The 16,424-nt window shown below is 65.7% G+C and carries 19 protein-coding genes; 9 read left to right on the forward strand and 10 right to left on the reverse strand.

Features of this window, described 5'->3' with window-relative positions:
• Window positions 1-135 precede the first annotated feature (135 nt).
• Window positions 136-807 carry a peptide-methionine (S)-S-oxide reductase MsrA gene (gene msrA / locus EO094_RS01530; RefSeq protein ID WP_128290592.1) on the forward strand — a complete coding sequence of 224 codons (672 nt, stop codon included), beginning with the start codon at window positions 136-138 and terminating at the stop codon, window positions 805-807.
• Window positions 808-858: 51 nt separating this feature from the next.
• Here msrA and EO094_RS01535 read toward each other — a convergent pair whose 3' ends face one another.
• On the reverse strand, window positions 859-1,185 hold the full coding sequence (locus EO094_RS01535) for a YnfA family protein (RefSeq protein ID WP_425455820.1): 327 nt from the start codon (window positions 1,183-1,185) through the stop codon (window positions 859-861).
• A gap of 274 nt (window positions 1,186-1,459) precedes the next feature.
• Between EO094_RS01535 and EO094_RS01540 the strand changes: the two genes are divergently transcribed.
• Both EO094_RS01540 and EO094_RS01545 read left to right on the forward strand, forming a co-directional pair.
• Window positions 1,460-1,654, forward strand: a complete 195-nt coding sequence (locus tag EO094_RS01540) for an antitoxin VbhA family protein (protein WP_128290594.1) — start codon at window positions 1,460-1,462, stop codon at window positions 1,652-1,654.
• A 75-nt stretch (window positions 1,655-1,729) separates the two neighbouring features.
• On the forward strand, window positions 1,730-2,650 hold the full coding sequence (locus EO094_RS01545; protein ID WP_128290595.1) for a Fic/DOC family protein: 921 nt from the start codon (window positions 1,730-1,732) through the stop codon (window positions 2,648-2,650).
• 34 nt (window positions 2,651-2,684) lie between these two features.
• Here EO094_RS01545 and EO094_RS01550 read toward each other — a convergent pair whose 3' ends face one another.
• The 5 genes from EO094_RS01550 to EO094_RS01570 form a co-directional block, all read right to left on the reverse strand.
• Window positions 2,685-3,383, reverse strand: a complete 699-nt coding sequence (locus EO094_RS01550) for a rhomboid family intramembrane serine protease (RefSeq protein WP_128290596.1) — start codon at window positions 3,381-3,383, stop codon at window positions 2,685-2,687.
• A 71-nt stretch (window positions 3,384-3,454) separates the two neighbouring features.
• The gene (locus EO094_RS01555) at window positions 3,455-4,048 is read right to left on the reverse strand and encodes a cob(I)yrinic acid a,c-diamide adenosyltransferase (RefSeq protein WP_128290597.1); all 594 of its coding nucleotides are present in this window, start codon (window positions 4,046-4,048) and stop codon (window positions 3,455-3,457) included.
• Window positions 4,049-4,245: 197 nt separating this feature from the next.
• Window positions 4,246-4,854: an acyloxyacyl hydrolase gene (locus EO094_RS01560; RefSeq protein WP_128290598.1), complete on the reverse strand. Its 609-nt coding sequence runs from the start codon at window positions 4,852-4,854 to the stop codon at window positions 4,246-4,248.
• Window positions 4,855-5,012: 158 nt separating this feature from the next.
• Window positions 5,013-5,192 (reverse strand): twin transmembrane helix small protein, encoded by a 180-nt coding sequence (locus EO094_RS01565; RefSeq protein WP_128290599.1) that lies wholly within the window; start codon window positions 5,190-5,192, stop codon window positions 5,013-5,015.
• A 97-nt stretch (window positions 5,193-5,289) separates the two neighbouring features.
• Window positions 5,290-6,129: an SDR family NAD(P)-dependent oxidoreductase gene (locus EO094_RS01570; RefSeq protein ID WP_128290600.1), complete on the reverse strand. Its 840-nt coding sequence runs from the start codon at window positions 6,127-6,129 to the stop codon at window positions 5,290-5,292.
• 206 nt (window positions 6,130-6,335) lie between these two features.
• Here EO094_RS01570 and EO094_RS01575 point away from each other — a divergent pair, with 206 nt between their 5' ends.
• On the forward strand, window positions 6,336-7,292 hold the full coding sequence (locus EO094_RS01575) for an AEC family transporter (protein WP_128290601.1): 957 nt from the start codon (window positions 6,336-6,338) through the stop codon (window positions 7,290-7,292).
• Between the two features lie 18 nt (window positions 7,293-7,310).
• Here EO094_RS01575 and gluQRS read toward each other — a convergent pair whose 3' ends face one another.
• Both gluQRS and EO094_RS01585 read right to left on the reverse strand, forming a co-directional pair.
• Window positions 7,311-8,219, reverse strand: a complete 909-nt coding sequence (gluQRS, locus tag EO094_RS01580) for a tRNA glutamyl-Q(34) synthetase GluQRS (RefSeq protein WP_128290602.1) — start codon at window positions 8,217-8,219, stop codon at window positions 7,311-7,313.
• On the reverse strand, window positions 8,203-9,123 hold the full coding sequence (locus EO094_RS01585) for a DMT family transporter (protein ID WP_128290603.1): 921 nt from the start codon (window positions 9,121-9,123) through the stop codon (window positions 8,203-8,205). Before EO094_RS01585 ends, gluQRS begins: the two co-directional genes overlap by 17 nt.
• A 172-nt stretch (window positions 9,124-9,295) precedes the next feature.
• Between EO094_RS01585 and EO094_RS01590 the strand changes: the two genes are divergently transcribed.
• The gene (locus tag EO094_RS01590; RefSeq protein ID WP_128290604.1) at window positions 9,296-10,090 is read left to right on the forward strand and encodes a creatininase family protein; all 795 of its coding nucleotides are present in this window, start codon (window positions 9,296-9,298) and stop codon (window positions 10,088-10,090) included.
• Between the two features lie 117 nt (window positions 10,091-10,207).
• Window positions 10,208-11,161: an NAD(P)/FAD-dependent oxidoreductase gene (locus EO094_RS01595; protein ID WP_164879513.1), complete on the forward strand. Its 954-nt coding sequence runs from the start codon at window positions 10,208-10,210 to the stop codon at window positions 11,159-11,161.
• Between the two features lie 88 nt (window positions 11,162-11,249).
• On the opposite strand, the gene EO094_RS01600 is transcribed toward EO094_RS01595, so the two are convergent.
• A complete protein-coding gene (locus EO094_RS01600) occupies window positions 11,250-12,329 on the reverse strand; it encodes a Glu/Leu/Phe/Val family dehydrogenase (protein ID WP_128290606.1) in 1,080 nt (359 codons plus the stop codon).
• A gap of 230 nt (window positions 12,330-12,559) precedes the next feature.
• Between EO094_RS01600 and EO094_RS01605 the strand changes: the two genes are divergently transcribed.
• Window positions 12,560-13,210, forward strand: a complete 651-nt coding sequence (locus tag EO094_RS01605; RefSeq protein ID WP_164879514.1) for a DUF1007 family protein — start codon at window positions 12,560-12,562, stop codon at window positions 13,208-13,210.
• Window positions 13,201-14,307 (forward strand): nickel/cobalt transporter, encoded by a 1,107-nt coding sequence (locus EO094_RS01610; RefSeq protein WP_128290608.1) that lies wholly within the window; start codon window positions 13,201-13,203, stop codon window positions 14,305-14,307. Before EO094_RS01605 ends, EO094_RS01610 begins: the two co-directional genes overlap by 10 nt.
• 18 nt (window positions 14,308-14,325) lie before the next feature.
• Here the strand turns inward: EO094_RS01610 and EO094_RS01615 are convergent, their stop codons facing one another.
• Window positions 14,326-15,105, reverse strand: a complete 780-nt coding sequence (locus EO094_RS01615; RefSeq protein WP_246008329.1) for a gamma-glutamyl-gamma-aminobutyrate hydrolase family protein — start codon at window positions 15,103-15,105, stop codon at window positions 14,326-14,328.
• Window positions 15,106-15,285: 180 nt separating this feature from the next.
• Between EO094_RS01615 and EO094_RS01620 the strand changes: the two genes are divergently transcribed.
• Entirely contained in the window at window positions 15,286-16,377 is a 1,092-nt protein-coding gene (locus EO094_RS01620) for a TRAP transporter substrate-binding protein (protein ID WP_128290610.1), read from the forward strand.
• Window positions 16,378-16,424 lie beyond the last annotated feature (47 nt).

Below are 16,424 nucleotides of genomic sequence, written 5' to 3' on the forward strand. Positions count from 1 at the left end.
GACGGTGGCAAGAGAGCGCACCCCAAAGTTTCCGTTAACGTCAGCCTCCGTTCGTGCGTCAAAGCCGCGTGAGGCGCCTCGTCGCAGGCGGCGGGCTGCACCATATCGGTGCCAGGACGCTCGTGAGGTTTTGTCATGAAAGCCATTTTTGCTGTCGCCGCAGCTTTCGCCATGCTTGCCCTCGCACCCGCCGCCGGGGCGCAGGAGAAGGCGGGCCAAGCAAAAGGGGGCCAAGACACCGCCATCTTCGCCGGCGGCTGTTTCTGGTGCGTGGAGGCCGATTTCGACAAGGTGCCGGGGGTGAAGGAGACGATTTCCGGCTTCACCGGCGGGGATCTTCGCAATCCGACCTATCATCAGGTCTCTGCCGGCGGCACCGGCCACAAAGAGGCGGTGAAGATCACCTACGATCCGAATGTCGTCAGCTATGAAAAGCTTCTCGACGTCTTCTGGCATTCCGTCGATCCGACCGATGCGGGCGGGCAGTTCTGCGACCGCGGCGACAGCTACACGACGGCGATTTTTGCGCTCAACGACAAGCAGCTTGCCGCGGCAAAGGCCTCCAAGACGGCGACCGAAAAAGAGCTCGGCCAGAAAATCGTCACGGAGATCGAGAAGGCCGGGGAATTCTGGCCGGCCGAGGCCTATCACCAGAACTATTACAAGAGCGATGAGCGCATCCTGTCGCGCTTCGGCTACGTCACCAAGGCCTATGCCTATAAGGGCTACCGGGAAGGCTGCGGCCGCGACCAGCGGCTGAAGCAATTGTGGGGCGCCGACTATCACCGCGGCATTCCGCAGAGTTGATGGAAAGCTGATGGGGAGCTGAGCGGCGCAGACGGGTTTTGAAGGCCGGGTTCAGGGCGCCCGCGGGCCGAGAAGGATGACGGCCGTGCCGAGAAGGCAGATCGCGGCGCCCGTCACGTCCCAGCGGTCAGGTCTCAGCCCTTCGACGCTCCACAGCCACAGGAGCGAGGCGGCGATATAGACGCCGCCATAGGCGGCATAAGCGCGCCCGGCCGCATCCGTCTCAACGAAGGTCAGCGCCGAGGCGAAGACGAGCAAAGCGACGAGGCCCGGCGCCAGCCACCAGACCGATCGGTCGAGCCGAAGCCAGGCCCAGAAGGCGAAGCAGCCGGCGATCTCGGCAATCGCCGCGACGGCATAGGCGAGAGCGGTTTGCAAACGGGGCTCCATTTCAGATGACGGTGCGGTGGCATAGCCGACCGGCAAAGGAGGGCCAAACCGCGGAAAGTCAGAGGGGCGATCGGCGCGCTTCGTCAAATCTTCCGGACCAAGAGAGCCACAAATATATCTGCGGCTCTCATTCCTCTTTTTAGTGGGTTATCGGGCCTCTCTTGGCGGGGTATCGGGGCGCCAATTCCGGCCTTGGAAGGCTTATCGCCTTTCCCTTTTTCGGCTGCATTGTGCTATTCTCTCGACGCGAGGAGTTTCAACTATGAACGTCGAGCAGAAGCGCCCGGACCGATCGCCCGAAGCCGTCGAACGCCGTCGGCGTGCCGTCGAAGAGGCGGCGGCCGCAAACTATCGTCAGGGTCTGTCGCCGAGCCCCGCTTACGCCGCCGCCATGGAGCAATTCGTGTCTGGCGAGATCACCATGGAAGAGCTGCACGCCATCGGCAGGCAGGTTTAGAGCGACGCAAGCCAAGCTCCGCCGCCTCAGAGACGGGGCGCGGTCACTCCCCGCTCTCCCGCCCGAAGTATCGTCATGGCCGCCGCCAAGGGTTCCTACACCTATCCGACCGAGATCGACGATGACGACCATCGTGACGTTCTCAAAAACAAGTTCGGGGTCCGCACGCATTCCGAACTTCGCGAAAGAGAATATCCAGCGACTTTCGAACGCCAGGTGCGGATGCGGCTTGGGGAAGGGCCGACAGGCAATTTCGACGAGGCGCATCTGAAAGCCGTCCATCGCTTCCTCTTCGAAGAGGTCTTCGAATGGGCCGGCCACTTCCGCAACGAACGGGTGAGGGTCGAGGGGCAACAGGTCGAGCCGGTCGGTGCCATGTCGAAGGGCGGCGATCATTTTCTCCACGGCTCGCGCATCGAGATGGGCCTCAACGAGGCGCTGAGACCGATCCGAAATCGGGACGTTTTGCGGGGCTCGACGCCACGCGGGTTCGCTGAGGTCGCCGGCGCCGTGATGGGGGAGCTGAACTACGTCCACCCGTTCCGGGAAGGAAACGGACGCACGACCGAAGCGTTTATCGCCGCGCTCGGGCGCGAGTACGGGCACGAGGTCCGCTTTTCGCTCATCTCGGAGCCGCGCATGATCGCGGTGTCGAAGGAGACCTCGGCCAACCCGTCAAGTCAGGCGATGATCCAGTTGATTTACGACGCCACCGATCCCGGCCGCCAGACGGCGCTTCAGGCCGTCTTCGACGATCTTCGGCGGCTGGGAGAGGATCCGCTGGAGCACGATGTTCGCACCGCCCAGCCGGGAGAGGTCGTGTCCGGGCAGATCCTCGGCAGTGACGCGCGGCATGTCTGGCTGGTGACGGATACCGGTGTCGTCGTTGGCGGCCGTGCCGACCTTCCGGCAGATTTGCCGAGCGATGATCGTGACATCACCTTCGAGGCAAGATTCGACTTTGCCCGGGCTTCCGGCGGCGAACGTCCCGATTGAGCTCGATGCCGAAGCTTCGGCGCCGTGATCCGGCTCAGCGCGGCAGGTCGCGGTCGAAGAGGGGGACGCCGCGGCGGCGGAGCGGTACGACGAGCGCGGCACCGAGCGCGAAGCCGCCGATATGCGCCCACCAGCCGATATTGCTCGATTCCGGCGTCGACATTACGAGATTGGCGATCTGAAAGACGAGCCAGGCGCCGAGCACGATGAAAGCGGGAAGGCGAAGCGGGATGCGGCCGAAGGCGAGGACCCAGAGTTTGACCTTCGGATGCAGGATCAGATAGCCGCCGACGATCGCCGCGACCGCGCCCGAGGCGCCGATGAGGGGCGCTTCGGAGGCGGGATTGGCGAGGGTGTAGATGTAGCCCGAGCCCGCCGCGCCGAGGAGATAGAAGGCGAGATAGCGCAGATGGCCGAGCGCATCTTCGATGTTGTCGCCGAAGATCCACAAGAACAGCATGTTGCCGCCGAGGTGGATGAGGTTGCCGTGCAGGAAGGCATAGGTGATGAAACTCAGCTCTTCCGGGATCAGCACGAAGCCCGGCGGCAATTCGGCGATGTCGTTGACGACGGAGGGGATGAGGCCGAGCGAGATCGCCGCCATCTGCACGCGCGCCGCATCCAAGCCGCCCGTCAGGACAAAGCATGCCGCCGTGATCGCGATGATCGACCAGTTGACATAGGGCCGGCGGATATAGCCGAGCGGATTGGCGTCGTGGAGCGGCAGGAACATCGTCTACGTCACGCCTTCCAGGTCACGCCTTCTGCGCCGGGGCTTCTATGTGGGGTCGGGCGGCGGTGCCGTCAGCGGTTCTTTCCCGGCACCCAGAGGATGTCGCTCTCGCCCTTGCCGTTCACCCAGCGGCTCGCGACGAACATGAAATCGGACAGCCGGTTCAGATATTCGATCACCGGGGCGCCGACTTTTTGCGGCTCGTGGCTTGCCAGGGACACGGCGAGGCGTTCGGCGCGTCTGACGACGGTGCGGGCGAGGTGCAGATAGGCGCCTGCCGTGGTGCCGCCCGGCAGGATGAAGGAACGCAGCGGCGACAGCTCCTTGTTGAGCCGGTCGATATCGTGTTCCAGGCGCTCCACCTGCGAGTGGAGGATGCGCAGCGGCTCGTAATCGAGCGGCGTGCCATCATCCGGGCAGGCGAGATCGGCGCCGAGATCGAAGAGATCGTTCTGGATGCGCGCGAGCATGGCGTCGACTTCGGCGATCGGCTCGCCGAGCGCGAGATCGAGGCTGGAGCGCACGATGCCCAGAATGGCGTTCGCCTCGTCGACAGTGCCGTAGGCTTCGACGCGCAGATCGTATTTCGGCCGCCGCTCGCCGGTGCCGAGCGCGGTCGTGCCGTCATCGCCCTGGCGCGTGTAGATCTTGTTCAGGACGACCATCGGCTTCTCCGTTCTCAAGGCGGAGGCAACACTAGGGCAATTCGGGGAAGATTGAAGCACGTCCCGCGAGAGAGTGTCGCAGCGTTGCGTGCGGCGAAATCTCTTTCCGCTCGGTTGCCTTCGGCAGCGGCGCCCGGCGGCCGGCAAGGAAGCGACGCCGCCGGGGAGGCTGAGGCCCAAATGGGCCTCAAGAGAGCTTAGAACTTGTAGCCGACCATCACGCCGGCATGGGTGAGGCCGTCATTGTCGTCGCAAAGGCCGGCATTCGAGGAATGGTCGATGCGGGCCATGACGCGCAGATGCTGCGTGACGTTGACGCCGAGACCGGCGCTCTCACGAAACAGCGCCGAGCAGCCGAGACGGGCGCCGGTTTCCGCGTGATCGGTGTTGCCGTCGTGGATGGTGCCGCCGAAGGTGCCTTCCACGAAAATCCGGTTGGTCAGATTGTAGTCCCAGGTGAGGCCGGCATAGACCTGATTGGTGCCGCCCGAGGTGGTGACGGTGCCGCCGATATGCGGGCGCGGGCGCAGGAGGAAATCGACGAAGCGGTTGTCGAAGGGCGTCATCGGATTGCCGAAGAGCACTTCGCCGTTGAGGAAGACGCCTTCTTCCTCGTCGGTGAGGCGATGGCGATCATCGAGGAAGCCCGTCGCGCCGACGCGCACTTCGTCAAAGAAATGATAGGTACTGACCGGCTCGGCCGCATAATAGACGGGGTCGGCGGGCTCGGCCGGCAGATCCGCCGCCAGCGCCGCAGACGTCCCGAAAAGCGCAACCAAACCTGCGCCAAAGCTCAATAACCGCATCACAGCCCCGTGAAATTGTTCCTTCGGCTTTAGCTTTGCCGGCCGGGCGCGGCAACGGTGTTTGCCGGAAAGGTGGCCAAAGGCGGCCAAAGCTTCAGCGATTGTTGCCGCAAAGGCACGCTTGCCCAGCGGATTTCTCAGTCGGGTCTGGGCAGATTTCAGCGGGTGCTGAGCCAGAGGCCCGCCATCAGGACGATGACGGCGAGAAGCTGCAGACCGACGCGCCAGCGCATCAGGCTTTGCGAACGATTGGGGCTGCCGCCGCGCAGCATGTTCCACAATCCGAGTACAAGCACGACGACGACGGCAAGGACGGCGACCGGACCAAGATATTCCATGGTTTTCCTGCCTTGGCTGAGGACCAGAAAACCGCATTAAGCCAGGCACAGGCGAGACGCAAATCTGAGAGGCGGCGGAAGCGGGCTGTCGTTTTTCCTAATTGGTGGCGCGCGTCGCGGCTTTGTGCAGCAACCGGCGCGGCAGAAGCCTCCGGCCGAAGGCGGCGATCCTGGTCTGGCGGGTGACGGGATAATGGGTCGCGGGACTGGGCGCCTCGCAGGCCTCGATCAGAACCTCGAGGACGGCTTCGGGCCCGAGCTGCCCAAAGGTGTTGCCGCCCTTTTCCATGGAGGCGAGGCGGCGGCGGTAATAGGCGGCATGGACGGAGGCGTCGATGTCGACGTTGCGATGAAAGGCGGCGACGGCGTTTTCCGTCATGCGGCTTGCGATCGGGCCGGGCTCGATCGCCACGACCTCGATGCCGGTGTCGGCAAGCTCGATGCGCAAGGTGTCGGTGTAGCCTTCGAGCGCGAATTTCGAGGAATTGTAGGCGCCGCGGAAGCCGAGCGCGACGAGGCCGAGGACGGAGGAATTCATGACGATGCGGCCGGCATTCTGGCGGCGCATCACCGGGATCACCCTTCGCGTGAGCTCGTGCCAGCCGAAGAAATTGGCATCGAACTGGGCGCGCAGGACGGCAGGGGAGAGGTCTTCAAGGGCGCCCGGCTGCGAATAGGCGCCGTTGTTGAAGAGGGCGTCGAGGCGGCCCTCCGTGGCGGCGAGCACGGAGTTCAGGGCGGCTTCGATCGAGGCGTCGTCGGCATAGTCGAGATAGAGGGCTTCGAGACCGTAGCGGCCTCCGGCTTCGCGCAGGGCCGCGAGATCCGTCTCCTTGCGCGCCGTCGCAAAGACGCGCCAGCCGCGCTTTGCCATGCCGAGGGCGCAATGGCGGCCGATGCCGGACGAGCAGCCGGTGATCAAGATGCTGCGGGCCATGGGCGCCTTTCTTCTGGTTCCCCCGTCCGGGGAGCGTGAAATCGAGCTTTTCTTCAGCCCTTGTCCCCGCTTCCTCCTAGGCAATCAAGTGGCGGCGGCTTAAGGCGGAAGGAGATCCGAATTTCGCCGTCATAGCCGCCCACAGCCGTCCATCGCGGCCGAAGCCGCTGCAACCGCCGCAAACGCCGCCAACGCCGCAAACGCCGATGTCCGACACCGCCAGCATCGTCCTCACCATCTTCGGCCTCATCGGGATCGGCTATCTCGCGGCACGCTTCAAGCTCCTGAAGATGGAGACCGGCGGGGCGCTCGCCGATTTCGTCTTCACCATCGCCATTCCGCTCCTCCTCTTTCGCACGCTGGCGCATGCGGATTTCCACGGCCTGTCGCCGTGGCGGATCTGGATTGCGTATTTTTCGGGCGTGCTCGTCACCTGGACGGTGGCGCATGTTCTGGTGCGGCGGCTGTTCAAGCGCGACACGCGCTCAGGCGTCGTCGCGGGCGTGTCGGCGGCCTTCGCCAATACGGTTCTGATCGGCATTCCGCTGGCGCGCGCCACCTATGGCGATCCCGGCACGGTGGTCGTCCTCATTCTCGTCTCGGTGCATCTGCCGGTGATGATGGCGGCAAGCCTCGCCCTCAACAGCTGGGCGCGGCGGCGCGACGGGCTGGTGGCGGAGGTGGAGAGCAGCCGCGCCATGTGGGGGGCGTTTGCGCTCGAACTCATCCGCCATCCGCTCATCATCGGCATCATCCTGGGTGGCATCTGGCACGTCTTCCATCTTCCGATCCCGGGGCTTGCCGAAAAACTGATCGACAGCCTCGCCGACGTGGCGGGACCGGTGGCGCTTTTCGCCTGCGGCATGGGGCTCGCCCGCTACGGCATTGCCCGCAACATCCCGGCAGGCGCACTCATCGCCGGCATCAAACTCTTCTTCATGCCGCTCGTCGTTTTGCCGGTGGCGCTTCTCGTCGGGCTCGGCCCGGTGCCGACGGCCGCTCTGGTGCTGGTGGCGGCCTGTCCGACCGGCGTCAACGCCTTCCTCATCGCCACCCGCTTCGGCACGGGCGAGGCGCTCGCCTCCAACACGACCTTGATCTCGACGGCCTTCGGCGTCGGCGGCGTCGCCTTCTGGCTCATGGTGTTGCGCGCTTTTACCTGAACTTCGGCTACGGGAATCTCAGGCGACGGAGGCGGCGGCCCGCGGCGCAAAGCCCAGGCTGCGGCGTATCTCCTCGGGCGTGGCACCCGCCTCGCGCAGGTCGCCCAGAGCGGTCGAGCCGGCGGATTTCGCGAGTTTGCGGCCCTCCTTGTCGAGGATCAGCCGGTGATGGTGGTAGAGGGGCGCGGGCAGGCCGAGCAGCACCTGCAGGAGGCGGTGGACGGAGGTCGCCGCTTCGAGATCGGCGCCGCGCACGACATGGGTGACGCCCTGATAGGCATCGTCGAGGGTGACGGCGAGATGATAGCTCGCGGGCACGTCCTTGCGCGCCAGAATGACGTCGCCCCAGCCGCTCGGATGGGCGCTCACCCGTGTGGTTTCGCCGGTCTCCAGGTCGAGTTCCTGCCAGGCGAGCGGCTCGAGGCCCGCGAGCGCCCGGCGCATGTCGAGGCGCAGCGCATAGGGGGCGCCGGTCGCGATCCTTTCGGCGCGCATCTGCCGCGACCAGTCGCGTTCGAGGCCGGGATAATGCGGGGCGCCGTCGGGATCGCGCGGCCAGACATGGCCGGTCTTTTCCTTGTCAGAGATGGCGCCACGGATCTCCGAGCGGCTCAAGAACGCCGGGTAGAGAAGGCCGAGGCGATCCAAAGCGGCCAGCGCGCCGGCATAGGCCGGAAAGCGGTGGCTCTGGCACAGAATCGGCTGTTCGAAGGCGATGCCGAGCCAGGCGAGATCATCGAAGATCGCGTCGGTGAATTCCGGGCGGGCGCGGGTGTAGTCGATGTCCTCCATGCGCAGGAGGAGACGTCCGCCCACGGCCTTGGCGGCATGCTCGTTGAGAAGCGCGCTATAGGCATGGCCGAGATGCAGATAGCCGTTCGGGCTCGGCGCGAACCGGAAGACGGGTTTTTCAGGCGCGCGGTTCAATCGAGGGAGGCGTCCTGGTGCGCCGTTCGCGATAGAGAATGAAAAGGCCGCTCAAGATGATAATCGCACCTCCCAGAACCGTCGAACGCGGCGGAACATCGCCGAATATGACGAAGCCGAGGGCGGTGATCCAGAGAATCTCGCTGTAGACGAAAGGCGCAAGCAGGGTCGCGGGCGCGAGCTCGTGCGCCTTGATCAACAGCCAGTGGCCGAGGCCGCCGAAAAAGCCGGTGGCGATGAGGAGACCCCAGAGAAAGGTGCTGGGAACGGTCTCCCATTGGGCGATGCCGAGTGGCGCGATGGCGAAGCTTGCGAGGATCGCCGGCATGACGATCATGCTCTGCGCGGTTTCGCGCCCGGCCATCTGGCGCGTCAGGATGACGTAGAGCGCGTTCGAGGTCGCAGCCCCGACCGAGAGAAGCATCGCCGGCTCGAAGGCCCCCGGCACCGGCTGGATGATGATGAGCGCGCCGATGAAACCGACGACGACCGCCGCCCAACGCTGCGGCCCCGCCCATTCGCCGAGCATCGGCCCGGCAAGCGCCGTGACGATGAAGGGGCCAATGAAGAAGATGCTGACCGTCTGGGCGAGCTGAAGATGGCGCACGGCCAGGAAGTTGAACAAGGTCGAGCCGACCAGGCAGCAGGCGCGCGCCACCTGGAGCTTCTTGTTGCGCGGCAGACAGAGCGCCATGTCGCACCACGGCCGGAAGATGACGAGCGTCAGGACAAAATGCGTGAGAAAGCGCACCCAGACGATCTGCATCGCCGGCAGCCATTGGCCGAGATATTTCGCCGTCGTGTCCAGACAGGCGAAGCAGAGAAAGGCGAGCATGATGAGAAGAAGCGCACGCAGGCGCGCCGCGGCGGCGCCAGCGCCTGCGTCTTCGGAAAGGGAGACCATTTCACATGCAAAGGGCCTTCCAGGCCGGAAAGCAAGCTCTCATCGTTCTCTCACCTTTGGCCCTCATCTCTCGCCCTCATCGGCGGCGGCACGGCTCCCTTGCGCAAAAGGCGTTGCAGAGCCGGCGTATTTGCTTTTCACATGGATGTGAGACGCGTTGGAGAGGCTTCCCATGTTGCGCCTTTGGCAGGATCTGACGAGCCCCGAACTTGCCCGATGCGATCCCGCGCGCACCGTGGCGATCCTGCCGATCGCGGCCACCGAGCAGCACGGGCCGCATCTGCCTCTCGGCACCGATTGCCACATCGCCGAAGGGCTTGCGGGGGAGCTTGCAAAGACGCTCGATCCCGATGTCGAAGCACTGCTTCTTCCGACGGTCAGCGTGGGTGCCTCGCTCGAACACATGTCCTTTGCCGGCACGCTGTCGCTTTCGGCGGCGCAGATGACGCAGACGATCGTCGCCATGGGTGAAGGGGTGGCGGCGTCGGGCCTCAAGAAACTCATTCTGATCAGCTCGCATGGCGGCAACACGCCCTCGGCCGGGGCGGCCGTGCTCGAACTTCGGGCGCGCCACGGGCTTCTGGCGGTGACGACGAGCTGGCGGCGCTTCGGTCTGCCGGCGGAGCTTGCCGATGATTTCGAGCGCGCCGTCGGCATTCACGGCGGCTTTGTCGAAACCGCCCTGATGTTGCATTTCAAGCCCGATCTCGTCCGGCATCTTTCTCTGGAGAATTTTCCCTCGCGGCAAAGCGGGCTTACCGAGCGCTATCGCCATCTTCGCGCCTATGGCGATGTCGGCTATGGCTGGCTTGCCGAGGATCTGAATGCCGAAGGGGTCGTCGGCAACGCCGCCGCGGCGAGCGCCGAAGCGGGGGCCGCGATCGCCCGGCACCAGGCGCGGGGCATGGCGGAACTCGTGCGTGAGGTGGCGGTTGCCGACATGCGCGAGTGTCTTGCCGAAGAATGAGGCGCGACAGGGCTTTACGGCGGCCCGCAGCTTTGATTGAACCAGCGCCGGGCGCGCCAGAACCCGGTATCGGCACCGCGCCCTGAGGCGCTTTGGGAAAGGCGCCGAGGAGGACATTTGAAGGACGCATCGATCGCCATCATCGGAGCCGGCCTCGCCGGTCTCGCCGCCGCCAGGCGCCTGCGTGCGGCAGGGCTCGACCCCATCCTCTTCGAAGCGGCCGGAAAGTCCGGAGGGCGGCTCTCCTCGGAAGAGGTCGCCGGCGTGCCGGTCGATGCGGGCGCGGTCTATGTCACGGCCCGCGAAGAGCCCTTCAAATCCTTCATGCAAGAGGCGGTCTTCGCCGGCAAGGCGACCGGCTGGGCGCCCTCGGGGCGCGAGAGCGACGAGCCCTGGCTCATCGGCCTTCCGAGCATGGACGGCCTCACCGATTTCGCCGGAAAGGGGCTCGATATCCGCACGCATACGGCGGTCGAACGGATCGGCCGGGCGAGCGAGGGCTATCTCCTGCAAAGCAATTCCGCGCCGATCGGGCCGTTCGATGCGGTGATCGTGGCGCTTCCGGCGTCTGCCGCCGAACCGCTGCTGCATGCCCATGGCAAGCCCTTCGATCGCCTGTCGGAGGTGGTGATGCGGCCGGCGATCGCGGGGCTCTTCGTCTTTGACGGCGCCGTGCCGATCACGGCGGACTGGATTTCAAGGCGCGGCGATTTGAGCGTCGCCATCCGCAACAGTTCAAAGGCCGGCCGGGGCGATACGGAGAGTTTCGTCGTGCACGCATCGGCGGGGTTTTCCGAAGCGCATTTCGGCGCGCGCGAAGACGAGCTGTCGGAGCGGCTCCTCGACCTTCTCGCCGCCGAGGCGGACGGGCCGTTGCCGCCCTTGATGGCCCGCAAAATCCGGCGTTGGCGCCAGGCGCTCGTCGCGGAACCCGCGGGCGAACCCTGCCTCGTCGGGGCGAAAGGGCGGCTCGTCGCCTGCGGCGACTGGTGCATCGCCGCACGTTCGGAGGCGGCGTTCATTTCCGGCACCGCGGCGGCCGACGCGGCGCTTGCCTCGTTTGCGGATTAGAGGTCCGGCGCTTCCCGCTTCCCGCTTCCCGCTTCCCGCTTCCCGCTTCCCGCTTCCCAGCGGCCCGATGCCATGGTGTGTCGGCGCCTCAGGCGGCCTGCGAGCGCCGCTTGACGGCGGTCAGCCGCTCTTCGGCGAGCTGGTCGGCGATCGCGGCCGTCGTCGTCCTCTCTTCCGCGGCGCGCGCAAAGATCGACGCAAGCGTTGAGCCGATCGCCTCCACCTTGTCGCGCATCTCCGTCTGCGAGCGGCCGGCGCCGGCCAAAGCGAGCGCCACGACGCCGCCGGCATTGATGGCGTAATCGGGTGCATAGAGAATGCCGCGTTCGCGCAGCCGCACGGCGTCGTCGGCCTCGGCGAGCTGGTTGTTGGCGGCGCCCGCCACGATCGCGGCGCGGATCTGCGGAATGGTGGTGCGGTTGAGCCCGGCGCCGAGGGCGCAGGGGGCGAAGAGATCGACCGGCGCGGCATGGATTTCCGCCACGGGCACGGCGAGCGCGCCCCAGGCCTCTTCGGCGCGCGCCAGGGCTTTCGCGTCAATGTCGGAGACGAGAAGATCGGCGCCGGCCTCGTGCAGCTTTTCCGCGAGGCGCCAGCCGACATGGCCGAGCCCCTGGACCGCGACGCGGATGCCTTCCAGCGAGCTCGAGCCGAAACGGTATTCGACAGCGGCGAGAATGCCGTGAAAGACGCCGAGCGCTGTATAGGGCGAGGGATCGGCGACGCCCGAAGCCGGCGTGCCGCGCACATGCTTCGTCGCGCGGGCGACATCGGCCATGTCGGCGGGGCTGGTGCCGACATCTTCCGCGGTGATGTAGCGGCCGTCGAGTTCTTCGATCGCGGTGCCGAAGGCCTCAAAAAGCGCCGGGGTCTTGGGCGCGCCGGGGGCGAGAATGATGACGGCCTTGCCGCCGCCGAGATTGAGGCCGGCGAGCGCGTTCTTGTAGGTCATGCCGCGCGACAGGCGCAGAACATCCTCAAGGGCGGCGCCTTCATCTGCGTAACGCCAGACGCGGCAGCCGCCGAGGGAGGGGCCGAGCGTGGTGTCGTGGATGGCGATGTAGCCGGCGAGGCCTGCCGCTTCGTCTTCGATGCGCACCACCTCTTCGTGTCCTTCGAAGGCGGGATGGCTTGCGAGCTCGGCTTCCGACAAGGCGATGACGGGCATGGCTCAGGTCCTTTTTGTTTTTTTAGGCGTTTCCTCTTGGCGCAGAGATAAGCGCCCGGCGCGAAAGCTTCTGGCTGGAGGAGCGCCAAAAAGCCGCGGAGGGAGGGGCAAATGACTTTCTGCCGCGACGTCGGGCGAAAGATTATTCCGCCGCGCTGTCGCCGCACTTGTGCGAGAAAGCGCCTGTGTGTCCGCCGATTGGGTCGGATGCGATGACCGGAGACTGCCCGATGGCGCGCCGATTGCTCTCGCTTCTCGTTCTGGCCCTCGCGCTCTTGCCGGGGTCGGCGCTGGCGCATCCGCATGTGTGGGTGGATGTCGCCTCGGAGGTTTCCTTCGACAAAAGCGGGCGCATCGTCGGCATCCGCCATCATTGGCGCTTCGACGAGGCGTTTTCCGCCTACGCGACGCAGGGGCTCGACGCCGATGGCGACGGCAAATTGTCGGCCGAGGAGCTGAAGCCCTTGGCGGAGGTCAACGTTACCTCGCTTGCCGATTATGACTTCTTCACCGAGCTTACCGCGGGCGGCGAGCCGGTGAAGCTCGGCGATCCGGTCGATTACTGGCTGCAGCCGAGCGGCAAGCAACTGATTTTGCATTTCACCCTGCCGCTGAAGAAGCCGATCGCGGCGAACGCGCCGGTCGAGCTCGTCGTCTCCGATCCGGAATATTTTGTCGCCTTTTCGCTGCCGTCGAAGGAGGCGGTGCGGCTTGCCGATGCGCCGGCCTCCTGCAAGCTCGAGGTGACGCTCGGCGAGGAGCCGGATGCGACGGCGGCGGCGATGCTGGCGACGATCGGCGCGGACCAGCGCGAGCTTCCCGCGGAATTCAAGAGCCTGACGGCCGGCACGGAGAATGCCGCGATGATCACATGTCCCTGATGCGGCGAGAGGGGAGTGTGCGGCCGGATACGCCTGTCGCACTTATTGCGCTCATGCCGCTGATCGTCCTGGCGGCCTTCGTCTGTCTCGTCTCCGATGCCGAGGCGGCGACCTCGCCGTTTGGCGTGGGCCTGCCGGGCGAGGGCGGCGGCGCCGGGCTCGTGCCGATGATCGCCGCCTTGCAGAAGGGCTTCTACCGCGAATTGACGGCGACCCTGTCGCGGCTCGCCTCCGACGGGTCGGCCTTCTGGTGGCTCGGCAGCGTCTCCTTCATCTACGGCATCGTGCATGCGGCCGGACCCGGCCACGGCAAGGTGGTGATCTCGTCTTATATCCTCGCCAACGAGAAGACGGCGCGGCGCGGGGTTCTGATCGCCTTCCTGGCGGCGTTTTTGCAGGCGGTGGTGGCGGTGGCGCTGATCGGCGCGCTTGCGGCGGTTCTGGGGCTGACGAGCTTTGCCATCACCGATACGGCGCGGGCCTTCGAGATCGGCAGCTACGGGCTCGTTCTGGCGCTCGGCCTCTTCCTGCTGTTGCGCAAATCGCGGCGGCTTTTCGCGCGGCTGCGCCTCGGCATGCGTCCTGCGACCGCCGGCCTCGCACCGGTCGCGGCCGGGGCGCATGGGCATGACGTGCATCTGAGCGCGGCGCATTCTCAGGACGGGCATTCGCATGACCACCACCCTGATGATCACGGGCATACGCATCACCACGATCACCATCATGATCATGGCGCGTGTTGCGGGCATGTGCCGGATGCGGCGCTGGTGGAAAAGAGCCGGGGACTGGCCGGCGCGGCCGCGGCCGTCGTCTCCGTCGGTCTGAGGCCGTGTTCGGGCGCCCTCATCGTTCTCGTCTTCGCGCTGTCGCAGAAGATCTTCTGGGCCGGGGTCGCGGCGACGTTTTTGATGGCGCTCGGGACCGGGCTCACGGTCGCGGTTCTCGCCGCGCTCGCCGTCGGCGCCAAGGGCGTGGCGGCGAAGCTTCTTCAGACGCGGCCCGGCGCCGGCGCGGCCTTCGTCTCGGTGCTGGAATGGGGCGGGGCGCTCGCGATCACCGCGCTCGGCGGGCTTCTGCTGGCGGGGGCTCTCGCCTAGGCTCCTGCCGCCGTCAGGTCAGGTGTCCTGTTCGGCGGCGATTTTCGCCTTGGCGTCCTGATGCTGGCGGATCGCCTCCGAGAAGGCGGCAAAGATCGCCCGCGAGGGCGGATCGGTCTCCGCCCAGTATTCCGGATGCCATTGCACGCCGAAGGCGAAGCTTGCGGCATCCGAGACGCGCACGGCCTCGATGGTGCCGTCATCGGCGGTCGCCTCCACGACGAGGCCGCGGCCGAGCCGGTCGACGCCCTGGCGGTGGACGGAATTCACGCGGATGCGCTGGTTTCCGACGATTTTCGCAAGACGGCTGTCCTGCGCGAAGGTGACGTCGTGGGCGAGCGCGAAACGCTGATCGGGTTCGTCGGCCTGCGAGCGATGATCGAAGCGGCCCTCGATCTCCTGGATTTCCGACAAGAGCGCGCCGCCGAGCGCAACGTTCAGCTCCTGAAAGCCGCGGCAGACGGCGAGAAGCGGCAGGCCGCGCTGCAGGACGAGGCGGATCAGGGGAAGCGTCGTCGCATCGCGCGAAGGATCGAACGGCCCGTGCTTGTCCTCCGGCGCCACGCCGTAGCGGTCCGGGTGCACGTTGGAGCGCGAACCGGTGACGAGGACGCCGTCGGCCATTTCCACGGCGGCATCGAGATCGATGCGGTCGGCCATGGAGGGGAGGATGAGCGGCACCGCACCGATGCTGGTGATGGCCCTCAGATAGGTTTCGGCCACGGAATGCCAGACATAGCCGTCGGCGGGACGGACATCGGCGGTGACGAGAATGATGGGGGTGTTTCTGCTGCGCATCGTGGCAGGCATCCTAATGCGGTCGGCAGGCAAAAGTCAGCCCGTCTTCTCGCGTCACGTGCGGCCTTTCTCAATCTCTTGTCTGCCGCTTCGCCGCAGAGAGCCGCGCTGGACAGAGTTTGGCGAAAATGCAAGTTTTCCCGCCCGCTAAAGAAGACGACCCAAGGGAGGAAACAGAGCATGGATCGTCGCTCGTTTTTGAAGACAGCCGGGCTCGGCACCGGTGCGGCCGCGGCCACGACCCTTGCCACGCCGGCGCTGTCGCAAAACCGCATCCAGATCACGTGCGTCACCTCCTGGCCGAAGAACTTTCCGGGCATCGGCGAGGCGCCGGAACGGTTCGCCACCCTGATCGACGGGGCGACGGACGGGCGCATCACCATGAAGGTCTATGGCGGCGGCGAGCTCGTCCCGCCCTTGAAGTGCAATGACGCCGTGCAGGAAGGCACGGCGCAGATGTACCATTCGGCCGATTATTATTATCAGGGCAAGCTCACCGGCTATTCCTTCTTCTGCGCCGTGCCGTTCGGCTTCATGCCGGCGGAGATCGACGCCTGGATCCAGAAGGGCGGCGGCCAGGAATTGTGGGACGAGGTCGGTGGCCAGTTCGGCATCAAGCATCTGCCCGGCGGCAATTCCGGCTCCCAGATGGGCGGCTGGTTCAACAAAAAGATGCAGACCGTCGACGACTTCAAAGGCCTGAAGATGCGCATTCCGGGCTTCGGCGGCGACGTCATTACGGCGCTCGGCGGTACCTCGGTGACGCTCGCCGGTTCGGAAATCCTGCCGGCGCTGCAATCGGGCACGATCGATGCGACGGAATGGGTGGGGCCGTGGAACGACCTCGCCTTCGGTCTCTACAAGGTCGCCAAGAACTACCATTACCCGGGCTTCCACGAGCCGGGCTCGCTTCTGAGCTTCGGGATTTCGCGTCCGTTCTGGGACGGGCTTTCGGAAAGCGACCAGACGCTGATGACGGCGATCGCCTATGCCGTCAACAACGAGACGCTGTCGTCCTACAACACCCATAACGGCCAGGCGCTGAAGACGCTCGTCAACGATCACGGCGTGGAACTCGTGGAGTTCTCCGACGATATCTACCGCGAATTCGGCAAGGCGGCGAAAGACGTTCTCGACAAGGCGGGCAATTCCGATCCGCTGACCAAGAAGGTCTACGAGGCGTTCCTGGATTTCCGTGCCAAGGCAATCGACTGGACGAAGATTTCCGACCAGAGTTACGCCAACAAACGGGCGCTGACGCCTTTCGCGTGAGGCTTCGGTCGCGGGTGATGCGACCTGACGCCGAAACGCGTTCTATG

It is taken from the genome of Afifella aestuarii, from assembly GCF_004023665.1.
In the GTDB taxonomy this organism is placed as follows: domain Bacteria; phylum Pseudomonadota; class Alphaproteobacteria; order Rhizobiales; family Afifellaceae; genus Afifella; species Afifella aestuarii.